Origin of the sequence: Chryseobacterium piperi (assembly GCF_002285635.2) — a bacterium.
Lineage (GTDB): Bacteria > Bacteroidota > Bacteroidia > Flavobacteriales > Weeksellaceae > Chryseobacterium > Chryseobacterium piperi.
In genome coordinates this window covers 2,103,736-2,127,782 of sequence record NZ_CP023049.2, presented here as the reverse complement: position 1 = coordinate 2,127,782, position 24,047 = coordinate 2,103,736, and the positions used below count along the sequence as shown (strand labels likewise).

The window sequence follows — 24,047 nt, the reverse complement described above, 5'->3', positions numbered from 1 at the left end:
TAAAAGTTGCATAAAAATTGTCATTTTAGAGTTGCAAAAGAAAAAAACATCAATGTATCCAACGGACTTAACCCAAACTCAGTGGCAATTTATAAAAAAAGCATTAGATTTTGATGACAGAAAACGAAAATATGATTTGGTTGTCATTTGGAATGCTATCAGTTATTTAGTAAAAACAGGCTGTCAATGGAGACTTTTACCTCATGATTTTCCCAAATGGCAATTGGTTTATTACTATTATTCAAAATGGTCAAATCTGGAGATTTTCGATTTATTATTATCAAAATTGAGAGAGGAAGTACGACGAAACAGGGGTCAGAAAGCGCAGGCAAGTTTAGGAATTATTGACAGTCAAAGTGTTCGTTGGGGAAATAACCGTTCACTCAATGGCTTTGACGGAGGTAAAAAAATAAAAGGAATCAAGAGACACGTTGTGGTAGACAAAAATGGTTTTTTGTTAGCCGTAATGGTAAGTGTAGCCAATGTTCATGAGAGTAAGGCTGCATTGTTACTGATCAAAACACTGCGATATTTACTAATTCCGCTTCAGGTAATCCTGGCGGACGGAGGTTATAGAGGAGAGATTATTGAGGAAATAAGAATTAAGTTTAATTATATCATTCAGATCGTAATGCGGAGTGACAAAAAAGTAAAAGGGTTTGAGCCAATTCATAAACGATGGATTATAGAGCGTACATTTGCTTGGTTTGATAACGATAGAAGATTATGCAGAAATTATGAACTCTTAATGGAATCCTCTGAAAACATGGTCAAATTATCCGCCATAAAATTATTACTGAATAAAATTTAAACAGACTCTTACTTATTGAAAAGAATTTTTCTTTTGTTGACAGGATTGTTTTTAATATCCTGCGAAAGCGATTTTCTTCAGAGAGATCCTATTACGGATATTACAAAAGATAACTTCTTCAATAATCCCCAGGATTTAGAAACCTATACCAATGGTTTTTATAAATACATTTCAGCACCGTATACCGATGTGTTTTCAGATAATATATCCATATACACAGGAGCCCATAATATCGATAATATGGTAAGAGGTTCCCTTACACCCGCCAATGTAGACGGATGGGACTGGAAAGAACTGCGTTCTATTAATTACATGATAGAAAACTCAGGAAAGGCAACCGGTGATCAGTCTCTGATCAAGCATTATAAAGGAGTTGCCAGATTTTTCAGAGCCAACTTCTATTTCAATATGGTTAAAAAATATGGAGATGTACCCTGGTATTCCAATACGATCGGGAGCAGTGATGATGCAATGCTCTATAAGGCTAAAGATCCAAGGACATTGGTCATGGATTCTGTAATGAGTGATTTGGAGTATGCCTCAGCTCATGTATTGCCTGCTAAAACAAATAATACAATGATCACGAAATGGGCTGCTCTTACTTTGCTTGCCCGTGTTGCTTTATATGAAGGCTCTTTCAGAAAATACCATGATGAACTTGGATTGCAAAGCACTTCGGGAAAGTTTCTTAATCGTGCCATAACAGCTTCTCAGGACATTATAAGCAATGGTGGTTTCAGTATTTACAATACTGGAAAAGGAGCTGAAGACTTTCGTGCTCTATTTGCCAGTAATATGCTTGATGGGAATAAAGAAGTTATTTTTCTTCAAAAAAATAATAAAGATCAAGGGATAAGCAATAATACACATACTGTTTTAGGATGGCAATGGGCGTTGAATGGTAGTCTGGCAGATGAATTTCTAATGAAAGACGGTTCAGCTTTCACTTCAATTGCCGATTATGACAAAAAAGGCTTTACAGAAGTATTTGCCAATCGAGACCCTCGTATGGCGGAAACGATCATGCCTCCGGGGTTTGCAACAATCCCTGGTGGTGCCCCTTATTTGGTTCAGCCGGCTTTTGGGGGATATTTACAAATTAAGTTTTATCCAAGAGATCCGTCGCTTAGGGGAGGGTGGGAGCTAAATTATACTGATCTTCCTATATTTAGATATGCTGAGGTAGTATTAATTAATGCAGAAGCCAAAGCAGAGCTGGGAACTTTAACACAAGGTGATCTTGATAATACCGTAAACTTTTTACGAAGAAGGGTTAAAATGCCTGATCTTTCTATGGTAGCAGCTAATACTACACCGGATAACTATCTGGCACAACAATATCCAAACGTTAGCGGAAGTAACAAAGGAGTTATTCTGGAGATCAGACGTGAGCGCAGAGTAGAGTTGGCTTGTGAAAATAAACGGCTTGATGACTTATTTCGCTGGAAATCCGGTGCTTTATTAGGACAATCTTCCAAAGGGTTCTATGTTCCGGGGCTAGGAGCTGTTGATGTAACCGGTGACGGAAAACCCGATATTGCTATTCTTGAAGCTCCCGGAAAAGAAGATCCTCTGAATGGCCTTCCTGCAAATATTAGAGCTAATCTAACTAAATACTATATTTCAGATGGTATATTCTATCTTTCGGATGGAACTTCCGGTCATATTATGTTCGTAAAAGATAAAGTACTTCCGAGAACTTTTATCAATCCGAAATACTACTATCTTCCAATACCGGCAAATCAGCTAATTTTAAACCCTAAGCTTAAACAACCTCCGGGCTGGTAAGAAAGAACTAATTCTATTATTTATTAATTACAAAGAAATATAACGATAAACTATGAAAAGAAGAAAGTTTTTGACAAAGGTCCCGCTTGCAGTCTCTGCATTAATGCTTAGTGGAACAGCGACTGAGCTTTTAGCTGCGACCCAGAAAGGTCAAAATGTAAATTCTAAAAAGAAACTTCTGCTGACAGCAGCGCATATTACTGATGTACATTTACCGGCGGACCCTAAAGTGATGGAGAGGTTTTTAAAATGCCTTAAAGAAATTAAAACCCAAAAGGTGGATTTCTTTCTGAATACCGGCGACTCTATTATGGCTGTAGATCGGGACAACTCTACACGTCAGGAAGTCTATGATCAGTGGAGTGCCTGGGATAATTGTATTAAAGAAATTGCAGACTATGATATGTATAGCTGTGTGGGGAATCATGATATTTGGTGGGCCGGTGGAAAGTCTGATGAAATGTATGGGGTACCCTATGCAGCTAAAAGACTTAAAATGCCTAAACGTTACTATAGTACTAAAAAAGGAAAATGGCATTTTATAATGTTGGATGGTAACAATTCGGGTGTTAGCTTGGATCCTGAACAAATGAACTGGTTAACACAGGAGCTTGACCGTATTCCTAAGGGAGAGTATGTACTCATCATGTCGCATTATCCGATACTTACTGTCACCGGAAGCTGGGAAGGGGGACAACATAAGGATCATATAGCACTAAAGGATCTTTTTTATAAGCATAAAGATAAGGTAAAAGGATGTCTTAGCGGACATCAGCATTTGCTGGACAGAGCCTGGTACAATGATGTATACTATTTTTGTAACGGTGCGATGTCTGGATTTTGGTGGGGAGAAGGAGATAAACGTTCTGCGAAACCTTTCTATTATCAGGAAACCCCTCCAGGATATGCCATATTGAAATTTTATGATGACGGCTCATTTGAGAATGAATATATAGTACACCACTATTAAGTTATCATATATATATAATAGTAGTGTCACACAAGTAAGCCGGCTTTATGCCGGTTTACTTGTATTTATATACACTATATAGCAGGTAAATTACCCAAGCTCCTGCTTTTTCCACGCTTTCTCTATCTCCCAAAACCTTTTCTCTTCCCTCTTCATTCCCTAGTTCCTAAGCCTTTCTTCCTTGTGCCATTCTGTTTCCCTTGATTCTCTTAAATAAATGTTTAAATTTTTAAAACTGTATTTCAGATAGTTAAGAATAAATATGAATTAAAAGTAAACTTTATGTTAAATATATTTGGAGGGGTGGGGTAAATAGTGGTACTTTTGCACCACTGAAAACGAGAGATAGTAGGTAGCGCAGAGAACGGTAAACATTAGGAAGCAGGCTTAAAAAATAAATGAGAATTTATTTTGATAATAAGAAAAAGTTTGTATCTTTGCAATCCCAATTAAGGGAGCGCAGAAGAAGAGTGGTTAAGGTTTTGGAAGAGTTTAGGGTTAGAAAAAAAGACTTTAAAATTTCTTTAAAAAACATTTGGTCATTTGAAAATAATTAATTACTTTTGCACTCGCAAATATGGAGCGACACTGACAGATAGATTGCTTCATTAAAAAGCGGAAGATATAAAGATCATTGACATACAATATAACAACCAAGTAAGGAAAAACTAAAGCGTCAAAACTTTGAGTGAGTCAGACAAACATACAATGGAGAGTTTGATCCTGGCTCAGGATGAACGCTAGCGGGAGGCCTAACACATGCAAGCCGAGCGGTAGATTGTCTTCGGACAATTGAGAGCGGCGTACGGGTGCGGAACACGTGTGCAACCTGCCTTTATCAGGAGGATAGCCTTTCGAAAGGAAGATTAATACTCCATAATATATCAGATGGCATCATTTGATATTGAAAACTCCGGTGGATAGAGATGGGCACGCGCAAGATTAGATAGTTGGTGAGGTAACGGCTCACCAAGTCTATGATCTTTAGGGGGCCTGAGAGGGTGATCCCCCACACTGGTACTGAGACACGGACCAGACTCCTACGGGAGGCAGCAGTGAGGAATATTGGACAATGGGTGAGAGCCTGATCCAGCCATCCCGCGTGAAGGACGACGGCCCTATGGGTTGTAAACTTCTTTTGTATAGGGATAAACCTTTCCACGTGTGGGAAGCTGAAGGTACTATACGAATAAGCACCGGCTAACTCCGTGCCAGCAGCCGCGGTAATACGGAGGGTGCAAGCGTTATCCGGATTTATTGGGTTTAAAGGGTCCGTAGGCGGACTCGTAAGTCAGTGGTGAAATCTCATAGCTCAACTATGAAACTGCCATTGATACTGCGGGTCTTGAGTAAGGTAGAGGTAGCTGGAATAAGTAGTGTAGCGGTGAAATGCATAGATATTACTTAGAACACCAATTGCGAAGGCAGGTTACCATGTCTTAACTGACGCTGATGGACGAAAGCGTGGGGAGCGAACAGGATTAGATACCCTGGTAGTCCACGCCGTAAACGATGCTAACTCGTTTTTGGGGCTTCGGCTTCAGAGACTAAGCGAAAGTGATAAGTTAGCCACCTGGGGAGTACGAACGCAAGTTTGAAACTCAAAGGAATTGACGGGGGCCCGCACAAGCGGTGGATTATGTGGTTTAATTCGATGATACGCGAGGAACCTTACCAAGGCTTAAATGGGAATTGACAGGCTTAGAAATAGGCTTTTCTTCGGACAATTTTCAAGGTGCTGCATGGTTGTCGTCAGCTCGTGCCGTGAGGTGTTAGGTTAAGTCCTGCAACGAGCGCAACCCCTGTCACTAGTTGCTACCATTAAGTTGAGGACTCTAGTGAGACTGCCTACGCAAGTAGAGAGGAAGGTGGGGATGACGTCAAATCATCACGGCCCTTACGCCTTGGGCCACACACGTAATACAATGGCCAGTACAGAGGGCTGCTACCAGGTGACTGGATGCTAATCTCGAAAGCTGGTCTCAGTTCGGATTGGAGTCTGCAACTCGACTCTATGAAGCTGGAATCGCTAGTAATCGCGCATCAGCCATGGCGCGGTGAATACGTTCCCGGGCCTTGTACACACCGCCCGTCAAGCCATGGAAGTCTGGGGTACCTGAAGTCGGTGACCGTAACAGGAGCTGCCTAGGGTAAAACAGGTAACTAGGGCTAAGTCGTAACAAGGTAGCCGTACCGGAAGGTGCGGCTGGAACATCTCATTTTAGAGCGTCTTAAAGACGATAAACAAAATTAAGGTACTTCAATGTACCATGTACTTACTTAAAGAGAAGCTTTAGTTTTTTATTTGGTTGATTATATATAAAAAAATACAAACCCACTAGAAATTAGTAAACGGGAAGGGAGCGATAGAGAGAACAATGATAAGGCAGTATATAGATTACTAAATTACTCATTACCCATCACTCATAAAGAGTCTCGTAGCTCAGCTGGTTAGAGCGCTACACTGATAATGTAGAGGTCGGCAGTTCGAGCCTGCCCGAGACTACTAATTTTGAGTATAGGAGTTTGAGAGTATTAGAGAGAATGAGTTAACGCTCGGGACTTTCTAACACAATCATTCACCAACTCAACTAGAGGGGGAATTAGCTCAGCTGGCTAGAGCGCCTGCCTTGCACGCAGGAGGTCAAGGGTTCGACTCCCTTATTCTCCACAGTTTTGCGCGTTTGATTTAAAAGTATAATGGATAGAGCCAAAACAAATATCCATTTATCATACAAGCAGAAAGACATTAAGATCATTGACATTAACGGTAAAAATATCACAAAGAGAAAACCGAGCGCAACTAAGCGTTTGAGTTTACAAAAATACTTTGACATAGTAATATGTCATAAAAAAACTAAACTAATTAATAATTAGGAAAGAAATCGTTAAGGGCGTATGGCGGATGCCTAGGCTTTCAGAGGCGAAGAAGGACGTGGTAAGCTGCGAAAAGCTGCGGGGATTGGCACACACGAATTGATCCGCAGATGTCCGAATGGGGCAACCCGGCATGTTGAAGACATGTCACTCTAAATTTATTTAGAGAGCAAACCCGGAGAACTGAAACATCTAAGTACCCGGAGGAAAAGAAATCGAAGAGATTCCGTAAGTAGTGGCGAGCGAAAGCGGATTAGCCCAAAAGTCATTATATGTTTAAAAGAATGTTCTGGAAAGAACAGCCATAGAGGGTGATAGCCCCGTATTTGAAAGGCATATTTTGATGATAAATGAGTAGGGCGGGACACGTGAAATCCTGTCTGAATATGGGGGGACCATCCTCCAAGGCTAAATACTCCTGAAAGACCGATAGTGAACAAGTACTGTGAAGGAAAGGTGAAAAGCACTTCGAATAGAAGGGTGAAATAGAACCTGAAACCGTACGCCTACAAGCGGTCGGAGCCCACATGTTGGGTGACGGCGTGCCTTTTGCATAATGAGCCTACGAGTTAATTTTACTAGCGAGGTTAAGGACTTCAGGTCCGGAGCCGGAGCGAAAGCGAGTCTGAATAGGGCGCATAGTTAGTAGGATTAGACGCGAAACCTTGTGATCTACCCATGGGCAGGTTGAAGCTCTGGTAACACAGAGTGGAGGACCGAACCGGTTGACGTTGAAAAGTCTTCGGATGACCTGTGGGTAGGGGTGAAAGGCCAATCAAACTGGGAGATAGCTCGTACTCCCCGAAATGCATTTAGGTGCAGCGTCGTATATAAGTTTATTAGAGGTAGAGCTACTGATTGGATGCGGGGGTTTCACCACCTACCAATTCCTGACAAACTCCGAATGCTAATAAATGTTCTACGGCAGTGAGGGCATGGGTGCTAAGGTCCATGTCCGAGAGGGAAAGAACCCAGACCAACAGCTAAGGTCCCCAAATATATGTTAAGTTGAAGCAACGCGGTTGGACTGCATTGACAGCTAGGATGTTGGCTTGGAAGCAGCCATTCATTTAAAGAGTGCGTAACAGCTCACTAGTCGAGCGGTCCGGCATGGATAATAATCGGGCATAAACATATTACCGAAGCTATGGATTTATAATTTAGAATTATATCTGGTAGGGGAGCATTCTATTTGCGCCGAAGCAGTATCGTGAGGTATTGTGGAGCGGATAGAAAAGAAAATGTAGGCATAAGTAACGATAAAGGGGGCGAGAAACCCCCTCACCGAAAGACTAAGGTTTCCTCAGCCATGCTAATCAGCTGAGGGTTAGTCGGGACCTAACGCGAACCCGAAAGGGGTAGTGGATGGACAATGGGTTAATATTCCCATACTTGCTCACACTAAAAAGGGGACGGAGTGCCGTACTTGCTGGAGACTGACGGAATAGTCAAGGCCTAGCCTTCGGGCGAAGCTGCTGCAGGGAAAGTGCTTCCAAGAAAAGCCGAAGTGAAGCAACCCGTACCAAAACCGACACAGGTAGTCGAGGAGAGAATCCTAAGGTGCTAGAGTGAATCATGGTTAAGGAACTAGGCAAAATAGTCTCGTAACTTCGGAAGAAGAGACGCCATCAGCAATGGTGGCCGCAGTGAAGAGGCCCAGGCGACTGTTTATCAAAAACACAGGACTCTGCTAAATCGAAAGATGCTGTATAGGGTCTGACACCTGCCCGGTGCTGGAAGGTTAAGGAAGGGCGTTAGCGTAAGCGAAGCGTTTGACTGAAGCCCCAGTAAACGGCGGCCGTAACTATAACGGTCCTAAGGTAGCGAAATTCCTTGTCGGGTAAGTTCCGACCTGCACGAATGGTGTAACGATCTGGGCACTGTCTCAACCATGAGCTCTGTGAAATTGTAGTATCGGTGAAGATGCCGATTACCCGCAATGGGACGAAAAGACCCTGTGAACCTTTACTATAACTTCGTATTGACTTTGAGTAAGTAATGTGTAGGATAGGTGGGAGACTATGAAGCTGGCACGCTAGTGTTGGTGGAGTCGACGTTGAAATACCACCCTTTACTTACTTGGAGCCTAACTTCTTTTAGAAGGACATTGCGTGGTGGGTAGTTTGACTGGGGTGGTCGCCTCCAAAAGAGTAACGGAGGCTTTCAAAGGTACCCTCAGCACGCTTGGTAACCGTGCGTAGAGTGTAATGGCATAAGGGTGCTTGACTGTGAGACCTACAAGTCGATCAGGTGCGAAAGCAGGACATAGTGATCCGGTGGTTCCGTATGGAAGGGCCATCGCTCATAGGATAAAAGGTACTCCGGGGATAACAGGCTAGTCTCCCCCAAGAGCTCACATCGACGGGGAGGTTCGGCACCTCGATGTCGGCTCGTCACATCCTGGGGCTGGAGAAGGTCCCAAGGGTTGGGCTGTTCGCCCATTAAAGTGGCACGCGAGCTGGGTTCAGAACGTCGTGAGACAGTTCGGTCTCTATCTATTGCGGGCGTTAGATGTTTGAGAGGGCTTGATTCTAGTACGAGAGGACCGAATTGAACAAACCTCTGGTGTATCAGTTGTACCGCCAGGTGCACCGCTGAGTAGCTACGTTTGGAAGAGATAAGCACTGAAAGCATATAAGTGCGAAACTCGCCTCAAGATGAGACATCTTTTAAGGGTCGTGGGAGATGACCACGTTGATAGGCTATAGGTGTAAAGTTGGTAACAGCATAGCCGAGTAGTACTAATTACCCGTAGATTTATAGCCTAATTGGCAGCACTTAGTTGCGCAGTAAAGGTTTTGTCTTTGTGAACGTTTTTATCGATTAAAACCAGAAGTTAGCAAATAGAATTTAGAAGTTAGAGAATGATCTAACCTCTAATGACTAAAGTCTAACCTCTTATATAAAGCCTTTAGGGTGGTTTTAGCGGTGGGGCTCACCTGTTCCCATTCCGAACACAGAAGTTAAGCCCACCAGCGCCGATGGTACTGCGAAAGCGGGAGAGTAGGTCGCCGCCAGTTTTTATTAAAAAGTCTCATACATTTATTTGTATGAGACTTTTTTTGTTATAGACAGATACAAACTACTACTACTACATACATACATACATACATACATACATACATACATACAAGGTTGCAGATGATAGGTAATAGGTAATAGGTAATAGGTAATAGGTAATAGGTAATAGGTGGCAGGAGGGATTAGGGATTAAGTAGAAGGAAAGTAACTAGTAACTGGCCCGACAACTAAAAATAAGCAACTAGAAACACTCAACTCTTACCAACTACTGATATTTCTCAAATGAGCTCCTCACAATTTCTTTAGCATTGTTTTCTACATTTTGATAAGAATAAAAACCGTAAATGGTATCAAAGGTAATCTCATCAAAACGCTTTTCAATTCTTCTGATTTCATTTAGCGGGAGAGGAATTCTGTTCGGATAGCTTCTCATGGTAGCAAAATGTTTCATTGATGGGGAAAGGTACATGGTATCTCCGATCAAAAGAGTCCCATTTTCACTGATCCAGGGGATTTCTATGATAGAACTTCCTTCAAAATGTCCACCAATATGATGAAGCTTTAACTGATCCCATAACTCAATATAATCACCATTCCAATACTCTATATAATTTCCTCTATTCACCACCCATTCCTGATCCTTTTGATGGATATAAATTTTACAATTAAAAGCTTCAGCCCACATTCTCATATTGGAATAATAATGCGGATGTGAAAAAGCAATGGCTTTTAATCCTCCTTTGGATTTAATAAATTCTATTGCACCTTCATCCAGTAAAGGAATACAGTCCCATAATACATTTCCGTTTTCTGAAATAATAAGGAAGGCTCGTTGGCCGATAGAAAACGTTGGGTTAACCAGAAATTCATAGAGTTTGTCATTGATCTTTTTGATTTTCACACTGTGTTTTTCCAACAACTTTTCGTGGGTTGTCCAGGATTGTCCATTTTGAGGTACTGCTTGTCTTTCGTCTTCACAAATAATACATTTGTTTTCAGTATGGTCCTCGGGATATTGTGTACCGCATGCCGTGCACACTTTAAGATGATTATGGTTCATAAAAAAGTTTTATTTAAAATTACATAGATATAGAGTAATGATAAATCATTTTCTATAGAATATCTCTATTGCTAAAAATTTTAAATTTCCTTTTTAAAACAATAAAAAACCCTATTTAATAATTATTAAATAGGGTTTTTGAATTTTATAAATATAAAAACTATTTTATAATCTTCATCTCATCGATTAGCCATTTGGAATCGGCAAACTTATCAATGATGAAAAGAATGTATTTAGTGTCAACCATAATGTTTCTACTGAAACGCGGATCATAATTGATATCACTCATAGTTCCTTCCCACTGTCTGTCAAAGTTTAATCCAACTAAATTTCCATAAGCATCCAATGCAGGACTTCCTGAATTTCCTCCTGTTGTATGATTCGTAGCAGTGAACCCTACAGGAACATCACCACTTTTATCTCTATAATTTCCATAATCTTTTTTATTATAAAGATCGATCAATCTTTTTGGTACATCAAACTCATAGTCTCCAGGAATATATTTTTCTATAACTCCGGCTAAATGGGTCTGGTAACCATAGGAAACAGCATCTCTTGGATTGGAGCCTCTAACTTTACCGTACGTTACCCGAAGAGTAGAGTTGGCATCAGGAAAGAATTTTCTGTCTTTATCCGTTGTCATCTGCTGATCCATAAACTTCTTCTGTAATGCATCAATTTTTGCCTGAAGAGAAGAGTATTGAGGATCTGCAACCTTCATATAGGTATCTCTAATGGAAAGATATAGCTGGTAAGCCGGATCTTTTTTAATGGTTTTGATTAATTTATCCTGGTTAGAAAATGCCTTTTCAACATCAGTACTAAGGCTTGCACCGTTGACATTGGTTCTACCGGTAATCACCGAATTTTTGGAAATTTCTTCTATGGTCTGAATATTTTGAGCTTCATTTTTGAACTTATCAAATCCTGATGGTAAAAATTGAGGCATGGTCTTATTAGCATACAGAGCCAATAATTTTGCAGTGACCTTTGCATCCAGTTCCGGACTGTAGTCTTTATAGAATGAAGTAAGCTTGTTCTTTAATGTAGTAAGCTCTTTTTCATCCATTCTTCCTGCTTCTACAGAAGTAATATAATTATAATAGTCGCCGGCAACCTTTAAAGTTTCGGCATTTTTAATGACTTCAGTATAGTAGGCATTATTTAAAGCATAAGTAGACTGCTCATTATATAATTTACCTAGCTGATCCAGGGTTGTTTTAATTTCATGATTTTTGGCTATTAAAGAACCTTCATACATTACTTTCTTTTCGACTGCATTTGATTTTTTAAGCCCTTCTACTTCACCAATCCATTTTTTCCAGTAATTAGCTACTGAAGCATATTTTGAAGCATATTTAATACGGGTTGCATTATCAACACGCATTTTTTCGTCTAAAGTTTTTAATGCTACGTCTCGTACGGCAATCCTGGCAGGATCAATTTCCGTCATGATTTTTTCAACTGCGATTGCAGGAAGGTATTCTGTTGTTTTTCCCGGGAAACCGAATACAAATGTAAAATCATTTTCGTTTTTATCTTTAATAGAGACAGGCAGATAATGTTTAGGTACATAAGGAACATTATCTTTAGAATATTCCGCCGGCTTATTATTTTTGTCAGCATAAATTCTGAACATAGAGAAGTCTCCCGTATGTCTTGGCCAAACCCAGTTGTCCGTATCACTTCCGAATTTACCAATACTTTGTGGCGGAGCTCCTACTAAACGGATATCTTTGTATGTTTCTATGGTATAGGCATAATATTTATTCCCATAATACATAGGCTTTACTGTGATAGATTGGTAGGCTTCTGTTTTTTGAGAGTTTTTATAAATCTCAATATTTTTGTTGATTTTTTTTGAAAGCTCCGGCTCTGTAAGAGGTTCAGTTCCTTCCAGAATCTGATTGGTTACTTCTTTGATATCTACGATAAAATCTACTACTAAGCCTGGATTGGGAAGCTCTGTATTCATGTTTTTAGCCCAGAATCCATTGGATAAAAGATCATTTTGAACAGTAGAATGAGCCTGAATCTGGCTATATCCGCAATGATGATTGGTTAATAATAATCCTTTTGGTGAAATTATTTCTGCAGTACATCCTCCATTAAACTGTACTACAGCATCTTTTATACTTGCTTTTTGAGGATTGAAGATGTCTTTTGCAGAGATTTTCATTCCCAGATCTTTCATTTCCTTTTCATTCAACTCCGTAGGAATCCACATTCCTCCATATTGTTGTGCAAATGCCATTGCTGCAGGTAGAAGAAATGCAGATAAAAGTATCTTTTTTATCATAATCAAAATTTTGCCTAATTTACGAAGAAAATTAAAAGTATAGGGTAGAAAATATACTTAAAACTGATTTAAATTATGTTGAAACCCTCACTAATCCCTTGGATTGTGAAATATTATTGCGTAATTTGTGCCTTAGTAGAACTAAAATTCAATTTATGAAAAACAATTTTTTTTTAACAGGTAGCTTATTGGCTATACTCTTAACTTCATGTTCCCCAAAAGAGAAAACACAGGAAATATCCTCTAACTCAAATGTTGATTCAGCAGCTATTCATACTTCTGCAGATTCTGCATCTATAGCGAACGCAATAGACACTCATAATTCCCAGAATTCTTTAGATTGGGACGGGACTTATGATGCTGTAGTTCCATGCGCAGATTGCCCGGGAATCAAGACCTCCTTGACATTGAATCAAGATAAGACGTTCAGTATCACAGAAGAGTATATTGATAGAAAATCAAAAAATGAAGATAAAGGAACCTTTGAGTGGGATGCCACAGGGAGTATTATTACCTTAAAAGGAAAAACCGCTAATTATAAATATAAGGTGGGAGAAAACATGCTTATTCAGCTTGATCTTGATGGAAAAGAAATTGACGGACCGAACAAAGATCTCTATGTTTTCAAGAAAAAATAAAATAAAGGCTTTAAGCCTTTATTTTTTTGCCCTAAAACTGGTAGGACATGATCTTAGGATCATTCATCATTTGTCTGATTAGCAGTTCATGTTGTTTGTAATTTCCGGTAAGTCTCCAGGTTGTCGTCAAACTATCATGTGAATATTGCTGTCTTATGATCAGAAACTTTAAATGATTATTCCGAAACAGTTCTTCACAATGGTTGATATGATCTGAAGCTGAAATGGATATTTTATATTCCCTGATTTTATGATTATTATCAATAAAGTTTTGAAGATAGCTCAATGAATTCAAAACCAAAAGTACTAATGCTGTCCCTAGCAAAGAAAAATATACATATCCTGAGCCAACCGCCATTCCAATGGAAGCCGTTGCCCAGATAGTGGTAGCAGTTGTGATTCCATCTATTTTACTATCTCCTTTGAAAATAACACCAGCTCCTAAAAAGCCAATGCCGGTAATAATATTTGCCGCTATACGATCAGGGTTCTGAACACCTATTTTAATCGATAAAATAGTAAACAGACAAGATCCGAAGCAAACCAGAATGAAGGTACGGAGTCCTGCAGATTTATTTCTATATTCCCTTTCAGCACCTATTAAAAGACCAAGAATTACTGAAATGAATATCAGTAACAGTTCATTTTGGACGGAGTAATGATCTTGTAGAAAATCCATTTTTATAAAATTAAAACCTTGAATAAAAATACAATAAATTCTTATGTAATGATTAAAGCTTATAAAAAAAGACTGCCTTAAGAAGACAGTCTTTTTATTATCATTAGATGATTTTAATTCTTGATGAATTTTTGAACCGTAACCTGATCTTTTGTAAATAGTTTGATCACTTTTCGATCAGGTCAAGAAATTGCTGTTCGTCCAAAACTTCTATGGTTCCGATATCCTGGGCTTTTTTCAATTTACTGCCGGCTTTTTCTCCTACAACGAGGAAATTAAGATTTTTTGAAACGGCTGAAATATTTTTCCCGCCATGTTTTTCTACCATTTCTTCTGCCTGCTCCCTGGTGAACAATGATAATTTACCTGTAAAAAGGAATGTTTTTCCATCTAAAACGTTAGAAATAACCTCATTGGTACTTTCTCCCTTTTCAAGCTGAACGCCATATGATTTCAAACGTTCCAGCATAAGGATGTTTTCAGAATTATTGAAAAAGGCTTCAATACTGTAAGCAATTTTAGATCCTATATCTTCTACCTGGCAAAGCTCTTCAGCTGTTGCATTTTTTAAATCATCAATGGTTGGGAAGTTTTTGACCAGTTTTTTGGCAACAGTTTCACCAACATGTTTGATTCCTATTCCGTACAACACTTTTTCGAAAGGAATCTCTTTTGATTTCTCAATCCCTGAAATGATATTCTGGGCAGACTTCTCTGCCATTCTTTCTAATGGAAGTAGTTGCTCTTTTGTCAAAGTATAGAAGTCTGCCGGATTTTCAATCAGCTTTTCACGATACAGTTGTTCGATCGTTTCGCTTCCTAAATTTTCAATGTTTAAAGCTTTTCTGGAAACATAATGGATCATTCTTCCAACGACCTGTGGTGGGCAATGAAGTTCATTAGGGCAGAAATGAATGGCCTGATCCTCCACTTTTACCAGTTCTGTCCCACATTCCGGACAGTGCTTGATATATTGAATTTCTGTGCTTTCCGGAGCTCTTTTTTCTGTATTTACCGCAATGATTTTAGGAATGATCTCACCCCCTTTTTCTACATAGACAAAATCATGATCATGAAGATCAAGTTTTTTAATAATATCTTCATTATGAAGTGATGCTCTTTTTACAATGGTTCCTGCCAGTAATACTGGTTTTAAATTAGCAACAGGAGTGATGGCTCCGGTTCTCCCTACCTGATATGAAACACTTTGCAGCTGTGTTTCTACTTTTTCCGCTTTAAATTTATAAGCCATTGCCCAACGCGGAGATTTTGCAGTGTATCCAAGCTGTCGTTGCTGTTGTAATGAATTAACTTTCAATACAATTCCGTCAATTTCAAATGGTAGGTTATGGCGTTCTACATCCCAGAAAGTGATAAAATCCTTTACCTCATCTAATGTCCGACAAAGCTTAGCCTGCTGAGAGGTTTTAAAACCCCAGCTTTGTGCTTTCTGAAGCAGTTCCCAATGAGTATTAGTAGGAACTTCTTCTGAAACATATTGATATAGAACAGACGAAAGTCCGCGTTTTCTTACTTCACCGCTATCCTGCATTTTTAAACTTCCGCTGGCTGTATTTCTTGGATTCATAAATGGATCCAGACCTTCTTCTTCACGGAGCTTATTGATTTTATCAAAGTTTTTTCTCGTGAGAAAAATTTCCCCGCGCATAAAAAAATGATTGGGAAAGTCACCTTTTAATGTCAAAGGAATATCGGAAATTGTACGGACATTGGATGTGATTTCATCTCCCTGAAAACCATCTCCCCGGGTTACGGCCTGAACTAGTTTTCCGTTTTCGTAAAGAATGGAAATAGAGGCACCGTCATATTTTAATTCGGCAACAAATTCTACAGGATCATTAATGGTTTTAATAATCCGTTTTTCCCAATCTTCAAGATCATCAAAATCATAAGAATTGTCCAGGGAATACATTCTGAATTTATGCTGGATGGTTGGGAAAACCTTAGTAATTCCACCTCCAACCCGCATGGTAGGAGAGTTGACATCATAAAATTCAGGATATTTTACTTCAAGATCCTGAAGCTCTTTCAGTAACAGGTCAAATTCAAAATCTGAAATGGTAGGTTCATCCAGTAAATAGTAATTTTCATTATGCTGATGAAGCTCCTTTCGAAGCTGCTCTATCTTTAATTGAATGTTTTCGGACATTGCTATTCTTTCTTTTGAGCAAAAATAGCTAAAACAAATATCATTTAGAAAATAAGATAATTAAATAATGAAGGAAAATTAAAATTATGTAATATGACATAAGTGGCTGATTATATACTGGATAAGTGTTTTGTTGGTAATTATTTAACATAACGTTTTAATTTAATTAAAAAAATGTTAAAACTCCCGTAAACAGGATGCCTTATAAGACCTTATACCTTTGCGGCTAGCTAATTTGAAAAGATGAGAAAAGTAAAGATTGTATTGGGATTGTTGTTTTTAAGCTTTGGGACACTGGCTTACGCGCAAACTACACAGGCTTCTATTACAGGGAAGATAACGAATGCGGGTACCACTGAAGGAAAAGTAAAAGTAACTATTGTTAATGAGTCCACAGGTTTCAAAACTGAGACCGAGACCAACTCAAAAGGGGAATATATTTTTAAGGAAATTCCTCTTGGCGGACCTTATACGGTTATCGTAAATGATGAAAAAAGAGAAGGATATAATGTGAACTTTGGAGATCAGGTTACAGTCAATATGGATCTGGGGAGTGAAAAAGTGATAGAAGCAGTAGTGGTAACAGGAAACCTGAAAAACAAAATTGGAAACTTAGGTGCTGCGACTGCTATCTCTGCAAAGAATATGGGGATTTTACCGGTTAACGGAAGGAATTTCACCAATCTTACTGAGCTTTCTCCTTTAAGTGGAAAAGGAGGAAATTTATCTGGACAGCTGGGTTCTTCTACCAATTTTACGATTGATGGGATGACTGCTAAAAACCCAACTTCTGCAGGTTCTACAACGAGCCGGAGTGGAGCCCCGTTTTCCATTTCAATTGAAGCGGTTCGGGAATTTAAAATTACAACAAATCAATACGATGTTACTTTAGGAAGAAGTGGTGGTGGAACCGTGAGTGCGGTTACGAAATCCGGAACCAATAAATTTACAGGAAGTGCCTGGGAATACCTAAGGACAAACTGGCTTTCAAGTCCATACGATATCAGAGGGAATAAAAGACAAAATGATTTCTCTACCTCACAATTTGGATTCTCATTGGGTGGGCCTATCATTAAAAATAAATTACACTTTTTTGTAGCCTGGGATCACCAGCTAGACTCAAGACCATTGATTATTGCAGATGTACGGTCAAAAGAAGATGAGCTGAGATTAAATGTTACCAATCAGACATTAAATCAGTTTTTAGATGTTGCCAGAGCAAAATACGGAGTGGGGAATACACCGCAATTCGGAAGCTTTGATAAGGTGAGAAACTCAGATGCTGCATTCTTACGTTTAGATTGGCAGATTAATGAGAAGAACTTACTGACACTGAGGAATAACTTTACTTATGATTTAAATAAAAATGGATTGGTGGATAATACAGCCATCAACTTCTTTGAATCTTATGGAAATGATAAGAATATGGATAACAGCTTATTGTTGACCTTGAGATCCAATCTGAAATCGAATCTGACTAATGAATTAAAAGCACAATATTTATATACTTTTCAGGATAGTTACCAGAATAATGAATTAGGACATGCCGTTCCAAGGGCTATTGTAGAAGGGGTAGTTTCTAATATTGATGGTAAAGACCGTACGACTAATATCCAGATCGGCGGACATCGTTTTGGACAGGAAAGTTTTAGAAACAATGTTTTCCAGATCGTTGACAATTTATACTATAATACCGATAAGATAAAATACACTTTCGGGGCAGATTTAATGTATACCGGAGCAAAATCAGTGTATGGAAGTGAGGTTAACGGAAGGTTTCAGTTCCAGGGAATGGGGAATTTCAACAATCTTACGCCCTATAGGTTCTACAGAGAAGTTCCTTTAATGGATGATCCTTCTGTAAAATCCAATATCTGGAATATAGGTGTTTATGGTCAGATTCAGACTAAAATTGCAAGAGGTCTTGATTTAATGGCCGGATTAAGACTTGATTATGGAGGCTATCCAAAGGCAGGGCTTAATCAGAAGTTGTATGATGAAATGGGAATCAGAACAGATAATCGGATCAAATCATTTGTGATTCAGCCAAGATTTCAGTTCGAATGGAATATGAATGAGGGAAATAGAGATTTCCTGAAATTCGGAGCGGGAATTTTCTCATCTGATATCAACAATTATATGGTGATTAATAATCTGGTGTTTGACGGCAGGCATCTGGCAACAGTGGATGTGAATCCTACAGCTATAGGACTTGTTCCAAACTTTGCGGATTACAGAAATGATTATGGAACAGTACCTTCATTAGCACAGTATCAGGTTCCAACCATCAATTATACAGGAAAAGATGCCAGAATTCCAATCGTTTATAAAGCGAATATTTCATATACTCACTTCTTTAATGAAAGATTCAGGGCAGGAATAGCAGGGTATATGGCTTTAGGAAGAAACAATTATTTCTACTATGATAGAAACATGGTTGCCAATCCTTACTTTACACTGAATAATGAAGGAGGAAGAGGTGTATTTGTTCCTACCAGTGGTATCGTAAACAATCCTAATAATAGTGTATCGATAGATTGGAAAGCAGGAAGGATAAACCCTAATTTTGGTAGAGTATTAGAGCTGGTGAGTGATGGAAAAGTAAATCAGTTTTCATTTGTAGTTGATACAAGTTACCGTTATTGGAAAGATGGAGAAATTACGGCAAGTTATACCTGGTCTGATATCAAGGATAATACGTCTTACAATGGAAATGTAGCAAATTCTGCAACATTATCAACCATGGTTGAAAGTGATCCGCGAAATTTAAGAATGACTTATTCAGATAACCAGTTCCGTAACAAAATAGTATTATATGGAAACTCACCTACTATTGCAGGGTTTACCGTAGGTCTTCGATATTCAGGGATCGGAGGAACTCGTTTCTCCATGACTGCCGGAGGTAACGTAAATGGGGATTTTGTAGATTCTAATGACCTGGCATATATTTTCCCGAACCTGACTCAATCTCTGATTGATGATCCTGAGGTAGGAAAAGCCTTAAAAAATTATATCACGGATTATAATAATAAGATTGCAGAACGTAACGGAGGAAAAAATGGGTTCTTCGGGGTTTGGGATGTTCGTGTTGCTAAAAAAATAAAATTTGAAAAAATCGGTGCTTTTGAACTTTCAATTGATATTTTTAACGTAGCGAATTTACTTAACAAAGAATGGGGAGTGAATAAATCTTATGGAAATACCTCTCTGTATAGAATTACAAAGTTTAATCCTGATACGAAACAATTTGAATATATAAGAAATACGAGTGGTTTAGAGCCATTGTCAGGAAATCCTTATCAAATTCAGATCGGTGCAAAATATACTTTCTAAAATTTAATACTACCTTTATGTCAAAGTCTTATACTTTGAAATTTTTTAATTATCTAATTATATTATGAAAAATTTTATCTTAGGGTTAGCAGTTTTAAGTACAGTTGCAATGAAGGCACAAACCCAGATTATCGCACACAGAGGTTATTGGCAGACACAACCTCCTACCACGGAAAATTCCCTGAAATCATTGGAAAATGCACAGAAATTAAAAATTTATGGTGCTGAATTCGATGTACGAATGACTAAAGATGGAGTTCTTGTAGTCAACCATGATGAGCATCATGGGAAAATGGAGATTTCCGAAACCAATTTCAAGGAACTGGAAAAAGAGAAGTTATCAAACGGGGAAAACTTTCCGACCCTAAAAGATTACCTGAAGCAAGGAAAGAAAGACCCTGCACTTCAGCTGATTGTTGAAATTAAGCCGGATAAGACAAAAGAAAAAGAAGACGAATTGGTTCAAAAGACCGTTAAAATGATAAAAGATATGAAGCTGGATGGGCAAAGCGAATTTATTTCTTTCAGCTTAAACATCTGTAAAGAACTAAAAAAAGCAGACCCTAAATTTAAAGTTCAGTATCTGAATGGGGAATTATCTCCTCAGGAAATTAAAAAAGAAGGACTGGATGGTTTAGATTATCACTACAGTGTTTTTGAAAAAAATCCAACATGGATTTCCGAAGCTAAAGCACTAGGCCTGATTACTAATTCATGGACGGTAAATGATGTCACTGTTTATGAAAAATTAAAAGGGCAGGGGATAGGTTTTATTACGACTAATATTCCTGATCAGCTAAAAAATAAATAAATTATTTTTACTATACTTTCAAAGAAGCCGGCTTAATATAATATATAAGCCGGTTTTATTTTGTTACTTCAAAAAGAGAAGGTTAAACCCATTTTTGTGGTTAAATGTTTATTAAATTCTGAATTCGGAGGCTTTGTGAAAATGTTGTTTCGTAAATTTGTCTGACAAAAAGTATTATTATGAACATTAAAGGAAAAAATGCCATTGTTACAGGTGGTGGAAGAGGCTTAGGAAAAGCAGTAGCTTTAGCTCTGGCAAATGAGGGAGTAAATGTTGCCATTACAGGGAGAAATGAAAAGAATCTAAAAGATACTGTTGAAGAAATTAAAAATATAGGAGTTAATTCAGCATATGCAACTTTTAGTGTAGATGATGAAGCAGCGGTAAAAAAAGGCATAGAATCTTTGGCTGAACAATTGGGAGGGGTAGATATTTTGGTTAATAATGCAGGGATAGGAGACTTTGGTTCTATCGAAGAAATGCCATCCGAAACCTGGGAGCAGGTAATTAAAACCAATCTTTTCGGGGTTTATTATGCTGCGAAAGCTGTTTATCCGTTTCTGAAAGAAAAAGGAGAGGGAGATATTGTTAACGTTGCTTCAACTGCAGGGCTAAAAGGTGGCGGAAATATGTCCGCTTATGCAGCTTCTAAGGCAGCTGTTATTTCTTTGTCACAATCAATGATGGCAGAATGGAGAAAGCAAAATATCCGTGTTATTACCCTTACACCAAGTACTATTGCTTCTGATATGAGTATTCAGGGAGGACTGACAGACGGAAATCCGGAAAAAGTATTACAGCCGGAAGATTTTGCAGAATGGGTAAGAGATATCCTAAAAATGAACAGAAGAGCTTTAATTGCGAACGGTTCTATCTTTTCTACAAACCCTTAACAAATCGGATCGAAGTTCGATGTCTAGAGTTGATGACTTCTAGAATGAAAGCCCTAGATCTATTTTATAAAAATCAATAAAAGCGGGCTTTAGCCCGCTTTTTCTATGTATCATATTTTCGGCTTTAGCCAAAACTTAATATTTTGAATGATTTTTCAAATGATTAATCATTCAAAAATCTTTGCAGACTTTATGCTTAAAAAAACATGAATTCAAAAAAGTAGTTTTATTTTTGCATCAAATTGATCACATGCAAAATTATTTAGAATTCAACTTTAAAATTTCTCCGCTCCAACCGTGGAACGAAATATTAATGGCAGAGCTTATTGAAATAGGTTTTGATAGTTTCACTGAAGAAATTCACGGTATTTTAGGATATATTCAGAAAGATGCATTCAATGAAAATGACCTTAAAGCGCTTCCGCTTTTTGAAAATGAAAATGTAAAAATAGAATATTCTTTCCAGGAAATGCCGAATATCAACTGGAATGAAGAATGGGAGAAGAACTTTTCACCGATCAATATTGATGATAAAGTATTGATCAGAGCTGAATTCCATGAATCTGTGCCGGGAATGCATGAAATTATCATTCAACCTAAAATGTCTTTCGGGACAGGACATCACCCTACGACACATTTGATGATTCAGCAAATGATGGATATGGATTTACAAGGTAAGAAAGTTCTGGATATGGGATGTGGGACTTCTGTATTGGCAATTTATGCGAAGCAGCAGGGTGCCGGTGACGTGAAAGCAATTGATATTGATGAATGGTCCGTTGAAAATTCTAAAGAAAATGCAGAGAGAAATGGAGTTACTTTAGATATTGAACAAGGCACCGCTGAGAATTTAGGGAAAGAGAATTTTGATATTATTTTAGCCAATATCAATCGTAATATTCTTATTTCGGATATTCCTACTTATGTGTCCGTTTTAAATAAAGGAGGAAAGCTATTGCTGTCAGGGCTTTGCTTTTTCGATGTGGAAGATATACTGGAAGTGTGTAGGGAAAATAATCTTGAGCTGAAAAAGCAGCTGCAGCGTGAAGAATGGGTGAGCTTATTATTAGAAAAATAATTAATAGAAAGCCTATGAAATTTCTATTTACATGTTTTTCTTTGTTTGTATTACAATTGTTTTCTGCACAGGAAGATGAAATGGTCTATGCTAATGGAATTTTTCAATTTGAAGAAAATAAATCACAGAAAATTTTTACAGATTGGACAAGAGTACGAAAGGAGCCTCATGTAAATGCCCAGGTATTGGATTCTTTGCCAACCAATCAGCAGATTCTCATTCTTCAAAAAGATGAAACGATTTTAAAATTAGGAGAAAGAAGATCAAATTGGTATAAAATATCGTATCAAAAAGGGGGTCAAAACTCTGAAGGATATATTTGGGGTGGAAATCTTTGTGTAGGCTACAGAAATAAAAATGGCTATGATTTTCTTTTTGGGCTTTCAAAAACTGAAAAAAAGAAAGATAAACAACTTGGAGATAATATAAACCAGAATATTGCAAGTATAAAAGCTGTAGAAGGCAATACTTTAATTGATGAGGTTTTTTTCAATACAGGATCGGGAGAAGAACTAAGTTATGGAACATTTGCCGTAGAAAGCAATCATCAACTGAAGAATGTTGAATTAACCCTAAAAGCAATGGTTTCAGGAGAAGCTTGTGGAATTGCCAGTTATGATCAATATGTGTTGTTTAAGGATAAAAAATTAATTGCATTGCCTCAGCTAATGAATGTAGGGGATGCAGATATTTATTACCATAGCGAAAGCTTTGTATTTCCAAATGATAAAGGAGGTACTTCCAATACCATTGTTTTTAAAACAGAAGAGATGCAAAAAGATGATAACGATAGAGAAAAGAAGAAATACTCTTCCAAAACTTATCTTTGGGATGGAAGCTCATATAAGCTGAAATAAGTTTTTAAAATAATAAATAAGACCACTGTATATATTGCAGTGGTTTTTTTATTTTTACGTTAGAAAAAAAGTACACAGATGAATTTTATCGATGATATATTTCCCATCCTATTCTCCATTTTCGTGGGTGGGATAGTTGGAATTGAACGTGAGTATCAGCTAAAATCAGCAGGACTGCGAACGATGATCTTAGTTACTCTGGGATCTTGTATATTTACTATGCTTTCTCTAAGCATTGGAGGAGAAGGAAGTCCTGATCGTATTGCGGCCAACATTATTACCGGAATCGGATTTGTGGGAGCGGGTGTTATCTTTAAAGAAGAAAGCAGAGTGTCGGGGCTTACTACAGCGGTGACTATTTGGATTTGTGCCGCTTTGGGGATGACCATAGGTGCAGGATATTATAAAGAAGCTGTTGTAGGCTCAATTGCTGTGTTTTTACTGCTTATTTTATTTAATAATATCCAGAGTATTATTGATAAGATAAGTATTCGCTATATGTATCAGATTACTCTTCCTTATGGAAGTAATGTGATTGATGAGTATGAAAGTCTGATTAAAGAATATCATTTAAAACCATGCAGATGGAAAGAAATGAGGAGTGGTGAAAGGTATACTATCATATGGAGTGTACAGGGTGCAGCAAAAAATCATAAAAAGTGTATGAAAGCTCTATTTAATGATAAGGTCATTGAAGAGTTTAAATATTAGATATAATGTTCTGTCTGTCTTTTTAGATAATATTTATTATAAAAAAGGACA

The 24,047-nt window shown here is 38.0% G+C and carries 14 protein-coding genes, 2 tRNA genes and 3 rRNA genes; 15 read left to right on the top strand and 4 right to left on the bottom strand.

The genetic code is table 11. From position 1 onward, the window contains the following. Window positions 1–52: 52 nt before the first annotated feature. The 8 genes from CJF12_RS09180 to rrf all read left to right on the top strand — a co-directional run bounded on the left by CJF12_RS09180 (window position 53) and on the right by rrf (window position 9,466). Complete coding sequence (locus CJF12_RS09180; protein ID WP_034681491.1) at window positions 53–811, top strand: IS5 family transposase; 759 nt, start codon at window positions 53–55, stop codon at window positions 809–811. A gap of 15 nt (window positions 812–826) precedes the next feature. Beyond that, complete coding sequence (locus CJF12_RS09175) at window positions 827–2,599, top strand: RagB/SusD family nutrient uptake outer membrane protein (RefSeq protein ID WP_051887414.1); 1,773 nt, start codon at window positions 827–829, stop codon at window positions 2,597–2,599. A 52-nt stretch (window positions 2,600–2,651) separates the two neighbouring features. Further along, window positions 2,652–3,569, top strand: coding sequence for a metallophosphoesterase family protein (locus CJF12_RS09170; RefSeq protein ID WP_034688344.1), 918 nt, complete (start codon window positions 2,652–2,654; stop codon window positions 3,567–3,569). A gap of 705 nt (window positions 3,570–4,274) precedes the next feature. Next, a 16S ribosomal RNA gene (locus CJF12_RS09165) occupies window positions 4,275–5,791 on the top strand. A gap of 210 nt (window positions 5,792–6,001) precedes the next feature. Beyond that, window positions 6,002–6,075, top strand: a tRNA-Ile gene (locus tag CJF12_RS09160). Window positions 6,076–6,166: 91 nt separating this feature from the next. Continuing rightward, a tRNA-Ala gene (locus tag CJF12_RS09155) sits at window positions 6,167–6,240 on the top strand. A gap of 207 nt (window positions 6,241–6,447) precedes the next feature. Further along, window positions 6,448–9,211: ribosomal RNA gene (locus CJF12_RS09150) — 23S ribosomal RNA — on the top strand. 147 nt (window positions 9,212–9,358) lie between these two features. Next, window positions 9,359–9,466: ribosomal RNA gene (gene rrf / locus CJF12_RS09145) — 5S ribosomal RNA — on the top strand. The 16S, 23S and 5S rRNA genes sit together here with 2 tRNA genes alongside, the layout of an rRNA operon. A gap of 266 nt (window positions 9,467–9,732) precedes the next feature. Here the strand turns inward: rrf and CJF12_RS09140 are convergent. After that, window positions 9,733–10,527, bottom strand: coding sequence for an MBL fold metallo-hydrolase (locus CJF12_RS09140; RefSeq protein WP_034682368.1), 795 nt, complete (start codon window positions 10,525–10,527; stop codon window positions 9,733–9,735). A gap of 160 nt (window positions 10,528–10,687) precedes the next feature. After that, the gene (locus CJF12_RS09135) at window positions 10,688–12,826 is read right to left on the bottom strand and encodes a S46 family peptidase (RefSeq protein WP_034682366.1); all 2,139 of its coding nucleotides are present in this window, start codon (window positions 12,824–12,826) and stop codon (window positions 10,688–10,690) included. 155 nt (window positions 12,827–12,981) lie between these two features. Between CJF12_RS09135 and CJF12_RS09130 the strand changes: the two genes are divergently transcribed. Beyond that, window positions 12,982–13,464, top strand: coding sequence for a copper resistance protein NlpE (locus CJF12_RS09130; protein WP_034682364.1), 483 nt, complete (start codon window positions 12,982–12,984; stop codon window positions 13,462–13,464). 31 nt (window positions 13,465–13,495) lie between these two features. On the opposite strand, the gene CJF12_RS09125 is transcribed toward CJF12_RS09130, so the two are convergent. Next, window positions 13,496–14,143 (bottom strand): MgtC/SapB family protein, encoded by a 648-nt coding sequence (locus CJF12_RS09125; protein ID WP_034682363.1) that lies wholly within the window; start codon window positions 14,141–14,143, stop codon window positions 13,496–13,498. A 166-nt stretch (window positions 14,144–14,309) separates the two neighbouring features. After that, window positions 14,310–16,313, bottom strand: coding sequence for an NAD-dependent DNA ligase LigA (ligA, locus tag CJF12_RS09120; RefSeq protein WP_034682361.1), 2,004 nt, complete (start codon window positions 16,311–16,313; stop codon window positions 14,310–14,312). Between the two features lie 243 nt (window positions 16,314–16,556). On the opposite strand from ligA, the gene CJF12_RS09115 reads away from it, so the two are divergent. From CJF12_RS09115 to CJF12_RS09090, 6 genes are all read left to right on the top strand, one after another. Further along, entirely contained in the window at window positions 16,557–19,646 is a 3,090-nt protein-coding gene (locus tag CJF12_RS09115) for a TonB-dependent receptor (protein WP_034682360.1), read from the top strand. A gap of 64 nt (window positions 19,647–19,710) precedes the next feature. Continuing rightward, a complete protein-coding gene (locus tag CJF12_RS09110; RefSeq protein WP_034682357.1) occupies window positions 19,711–20,457 on the top strand; it encodes a glycerophosphodiester phosphodiesterase family protein in 747 nt (248 codons plus the stop codon). Window positions 20,458–20,636: 179 nt separating this feature from the next. Further along, window positions 20,637–21,350, top strand: a complete 714-nt coding sequence (locus tag CJF12_RS09105) for a 3-ketoacyl-ACP reductase (protein WP_034682355.1) — start codon at window positions 20,637–20,639, stop codon at window positions 21,348–21,350. Between the two features lie 250 nt (window positions 21,351–21,600). Next, entirely contained in the window at window positions 21,601–22,428 is an 828-nt protein-coding gene (gene prmA / locus CJF12_RS09100) for a 50S ribosomal protein L11 methyltransferase (RefSeq protein WP_034682354.1), read from the top strand. A 14-nt stretch (window positions 22,429–22,442) separates the two neighbouring features. Continuing rightward, window positions 22,443–23,285 (top strand): SH3 domain-containing protein, encoded by an 843-nt coding sequence (locus CJF12_RS09095; RefSeq protein WP_034682381.1) that lies wholly within the window; start codon window positions 22,443–22,445, stop codon window positions 23,283–23,285. A 78-nt stretch (window positions 23,286–23,363) separates the two neighbouring features. Further along, window positions 23,364–23,996, top strand: coding sequence for an MgtC/SapB family protein (locus tag CJF12_RS09090; protein ID WP_034682353.1), 633 nt, complete (start codon window positions 23,364–23,366; stop codon window positions 23,994–23,996). Window positions 23,997–24,047 lie beyond the last annotated feature (51 nt).

Coding starts and splice junctions, on each gene's coding strand:
- CJF12_RS09180 (WP_034681491.1), top strand. CDS start 53: ATGTATCCAACGGACTTAACCCAAACTCAGTGGCAATTTATAAAAAAA.
- CJF12_RS09170 (WP_034688344.1), top strand. CDS start 2,652: ATGAAAAGAAGAAAGTTTTTGACAAAGGTCCCGCTTGCAGTCTCTGCA.
- CJF12_RS09140 (WP_034682368.1), bottom strand. CDS start 10,527: ATGAACCATAATCATCTTAAAGTGTGCACGGCATGCGGTACACAATAT.
- CJF12_RS09135 (WP_034682366.1), bottom strand. CDS start 12,826: ATGATAAAAAAGATACTTTTATCTGCATTTCTTCTACCTGCAGCAATG.
- CJF12_RS09130 (WP_034682364.1), top strand. CDS start 12,982: ATGAAAAACAATTTTTTTTTAACAGGTAGCTTATTGGCTATACTCTTA.
- CJF12_RS09125 (WP_034682363.1), bottom strand. CDS start 14,143: ATGGATTTTCTACAAGATCATTACTCCGTCCAAAATGAACTGTTACTG.
- ligA (WP_034682361.1), bottom strand. CDS start 16,313: ATGTCCGAAAACATTCAATTAAAGATAGAGCAGCTTCGAAAGGAGCTT.
- CJF12_RS09115 (WP_034682360.1), top strand. CDS start 16,557: ATGAGAAAAGTAAAGATTGTATTGGGATTGTTGTTTTTAAGCTTTGGG.
- CJF12_RS09110 (WP_034682357.1), top strand. CDS start 19,711: ATGAAAAATTTTATCTTAGGGTTAGCAGTTTTAAGTACAGTTGCAATG.
- CJF12_RS09105 (WP_034682355.1), top strand. CDS start 20,637: ATGAACATTAAAGGAAAAAATGCCATTGTTACAGGTGGTGGAAGAGGC.
- prmA (WP_034682354.1), top strand. CDS start 21,601: ATGCAAAATTATTTAGAATTCAACTTTAAAATTTCTCCGCTCCAACCG.
- CJF12_RS09095 (WP_034682381.1), top strand. CDS start 22,443: ATGAAATTTCTATTTACATGTTTTTCTTTGTTTGTATTACAATTGTTT.
- CJF12_RS09090 (WP_034682353.1), top strand. CDS start 23,364: ATGAATTTTATCGATGATATATTTCCCATCCTATTCTCCATTTTCGTG.